The organism is Streptococcus sp. ACS2 (assembly GCF_000525585.1).
Taxonomy (GTDB): Bacteria; Bacillota; Bacilli; order Lactobacillales; family Streptococcaceae; genus Streptococcus.
Window position 1 is genome coordinate 1 of record NZ_JALT01000003.1, and the last position, 4,090, is coordinate 4,090.

Annotated in this window: 2 protein-coding genes; both read right to left on the minus strand. The window is 37.3% G+C overall.

Translation table 11 applies throughout. The features are described 5' to 3' along the window. A partial coding sequence (locus HMPREF1517_RS00040) for a KxYKxGKxW signal peptide domain-containing protein (protein ID WP_037598834.1) occupies positions 1-267 on the minus strand: 267 nt, incomplete at its 3' end. Between the two features lie 54 nt (positions 268-321). Continuing rightward, positions 322-3,927, minus strand: a complete 3,606-nt coding sequence (locus HMPREF1517_RS00045) for a KxYKxGKxW signal peptide domain-containing protein (RefSeq protein ID WP_037598835.1) — start codon at positions 3,925-3,927, stop codon at positions 322-324. Positions 3,928-4,090 lie beyond the last annotated feature (163 nt).

Below are 4,090 nucleotides of genomic sequence, written 5' to 3' on the forward strand. Positions count from 1 at the left end.
TGATACTGTAGCAGTCTCGCTAGAAGGGGTAGCAGGTGTATTTTCTGTAGGTTTAGCTGTGGCTTCACTAGTCGCTGGAGCCTCAACGTCAATAGCGCCTTCTTTGATGATGGCTTCAACAGTTGCTTCATTAACAGGGGTAGGCTGTTCTTCAGCTGAAGCGTAGCTAAGGCCTGCAAAGCTCAATCCCAAAGCAAGTCCTGTCACTGCAATAGTTACCCAATGTTTTTTAACTTTGTGAAGTTTAAAATGTACTTTCTTTTCCATGATAATTCTCCTTTCATTGAAAGACAAATTGGAATTATATGTGTGAAATAAATATTATTCGTAAATATATTTAATAACCCTTCCATCACCGTTTTCATCGAAATGAACAAGCTCAGCTTTCACCTTGTAACGAATTGAGTGGTTAAAAGTAATGTCAACATTTTTAGCACGTTTTCCAGTTTTTGGGTAATAATAATGGTAGTAGTAGTCATTTCCCGCCCAAATTGTTCGCAATTCGTCGTAGCCTAGTCTACCATCATCGTGGAAATAGTAGTAATCATCTCCAATCTTTTGTTCTCCCTTGTAACATTTACCATCACTACCAACATAGTAACGATTACCGTCAACGTCAACGAATTTGTCACGTCCTAAGTCAACAAGTTCACCAGTATTCTTGTCATAGTAATAACCATCATCAGCAACAATACCTTTAGCTTGTTTACCATCTTTATCAAAGTAAACCTTCACATTATCGATAGTTTTGTGTCCAGTTACCTTTTGACTATTTTCATCGACGTAGTACCAACTATTAGAATATTTTTTACCAAAATATCTAGTAATTGCACCAGTTGAGGTGTCTGCTAGACTAGGGTATCTATCGAATTGAAATACTTGAACATAATTATGGTCGATAGGCTCATTACCTAGGTCGGTGATAAAATGCCAAGGTTTTATTTGAACATAACGTTTTGTGACTAAAGCTCCGGTGTCCTTATCGTGATATCTACCATCTGGTGCGAAATCCCCTTTTAACTGTGGTCCATCAGGGTAGAAGTAGTAGTCCTCACCGTTAATAGTCTGATAACCTGACACCTTGTAGCCACTATTATCTAGGTAGTAGCGGAATGTAGTTGAGATACCATTAGCACGCCATTCACGAGCGATTCTTACAGTACGTTCTCTGAAAGTATTTCTTGCTAAGTTACCTGTATGTTTATCGTAATATTTACCGTTTTTTGCGAAACCTCCTTTTACTTGCTCTCCATTTTCATCGAAGAATACTGTTTCACCATTAATAGTATGCTCCCCTTTTAAAGCGATTCCTTCGGAACCAAAATAGTAAAATGGTTTTGTATCATCGCTAAATCCATTGTGGTTAGAAGGAACGTATAAGTTCCTAGCTAGATGACCATTATCATTCATATAATGGATATTGTGGTAGTCATCATAGAACAGTCCATTTTTTTTGATATCATCTTTCTTTTCAGTAATGACACCTTCTTGATCTGAAATATAAAGTTTATCGTTCACTTCAAAAAGTGTTCCAATGACACGCTCACCATTATTTTTATCGTAGTAGTATTTGTTTCCTCCTTGTTTAATAAACTCTCCTTTAGATTGCTTTCCGTTTTGGTCAACATAATACCATTTACCATTTATCATAACTGATCGGTTGACACCTAAATTAACACGAGCACCGGTATCTTTATCATAATAGTAACCATCGTCTGCGAACTGGTCTTTGATTTGTTCACCATAGGCATTGAAATAAGTAGCAACACCATTTATTGTTTGGGGACCGTGAAGGAATTTTCCGTCATATCCTGCATAATAGGTGACTTTTCTAATTTTAGGGTTAAGATAGTCATTCTCTAGGTGATAGATAGTAACGTATTGATTTTTAACCATCATTCCTTGGTAGTCATAATAATAGCTGTTTTCAAATTCGTCGGTAACAATTTGGTTGCGATAGTTTAAAGCATATGGTACTTCAGAGAGTTTACCTTCATTATCAGCTTTATAGGTCTTACCATCGATTTGAATAAGAGAGTTGATAACCATTTGTCCATTATGCAAATCATAGTAATGTTTTGGTAGACCTGAATTTGAGTAGCTAGCCTCACCTTTTAGTTGACGACCATCACTGTCAAAACAAACATGATAACTATCAACAATTTGGTTTCCAATGAGTTTTTGACCATTTTCATCGACATAGTACCAGTTCCCATTGTCTTCTACATAAGCATTGGTAACAAGTTCACCACTATCCTTGTCATAGAAGTGTCCATTCGGAGCGAAGTGTCCTTTAACTTGGACTCCACTGTCCTTAAAGTAAACTTTGACGTTATCAATGTTTTGTTCGCCAATGAGTTTATTGCCATCGGAGTTGTAGTAATACCAGTTGCCTTTATCATCGCTGACATATTGGTTATGGAATCTAGAATCACCTTGGATAGTGATGTTCCCTTCTTTATCTGCGATATAATGGATACCGTTTAACTCAAAAGATGTATCCTTGACTTTACGACCATTGTCTTTGTCAAAGTAGTAAATTTTATTATCAATATTAATGAATTCGCCTTTAGCTTGATGTCCTTCTGGACGAGATGATTCATGGAAGTAGAGTTCAAAGCCATCAATAGTTTTAGGTCCAGTGATAGGAAATCCGTCTTTGTTGAAGTAATACCAACGACCTTCGTAGTCCATCATAAATTGATTTTTTGGATAGTCTCTATTATTTTCTGAAGGAAGAGTATAGTAAGTTGGGAACGGATAAGTCACAATGTTTAGTTGTTTATTGAGATAATGTGCCACCCCATCGTTGTCTGAATAAAATACATATGGCATAGACTTCCATAGACCCTTTTCGATGATAGGATATTGTTTATTTTTGACTAAGGCCCCTTTGTCGTCAAAGTAGTAGCGTTTGTGATCTAATTCCATTAGTCTATGAACAGCAACTTGACCATTGTCATAGATGTAATAGTCGTTACCTAAAATTGTCTGACGACCTTTCTCAAGTGTGTTACCATTTTTATCAAAATAGTAACGTTCTAATCCAGGCATTACATAATAGTTTGGTTCGATATAAGCAGGTTCATTGAAGTAAACAACTTTACTATAGTTTTCTTCTGGAATATAGTGGTTGTCTTTGAATGTAATAAAACGGTCTGTTACTAGCTTGCCATCGTTTTCATCGTAAAAGTGCAGTTTGTCGTCAACTTTCCTAAGCTGCCCTTTTACCATAGTGCCGTCATCGTTAAAGTAATAATGGAAACCGTTGATGTCTCTTGGTCCAGTAACCAGCTGCCCTTTTGCATCTACATAATAGGTAACACCATTTGCATCTGAAACGAAACTTTCTCTTTTATCTGTCTTTTTTGTGATACCTTCCGCTTCAACAGTGATGGTGAAATCACCATCTTTTTGTGAGGTATCTAAAGTTGTTTTATCAGGAGAAGTGCTTATGATGAGGTTTTCGTTGTTTGTAGGTGTATTTGTTGCACTTACCTCAGAATGAATAATTTCAGAATTAGCTGCTTCCGAACTAGCTGCGCTTGTCACTTCAGAGCTTGGTTTTTCAGAAACTGTTTCTGTTGAGGCTACTTCAGAGCTTGGTTTTTCAGAAACTGTTTCTGTTGAGGCTACTTCAGAGCTGGCCACTGGTGCTTCTGACACTGTGGTTGCTTCGCTCGAAGCGGTAGTAGGTGTGTTTTCTGCAAGTTTAGTTGTGGCTTCACTAGTTGCAGGAGCTTCAACGTCAACAGCACCTTCTTTGATGATGGCTTCAACAGTTGCTTCATTAACAGGGGTAGGCTGTTCTTCAGCTGAAGCGTAGCTAAGGCCTGCAAAGCTCAATCCCAAAGCAAGTCCTGTCACTGCAATAGTTACCCAATGTTTTTTAACTTTGTGAAGTTTAAAATGTACTTTCTTTTCCATGATAATTCTCCTTTCATTTTAAATCTGTCATTATTGAGAAGGAGTCTCTATAACTTCATTAACTAATGAGTGTTCCGTTTCCGTCCGCATCAAAATGATAGGTTTCCCCTTTTATAGTAATGTCAATATTTGACAAACGGGCACCTGAGTTGGCATCGTAGTA

Coding starts and splice junctions, on each gene's coding strand:
- HMPREF1517_RS00045 (WP_037598835.1), bottom strand. CDS start 3,927: ATGGAAAAGAAAGTACATTTTAAACTTCACAAAGTTAAAAAACATTGG.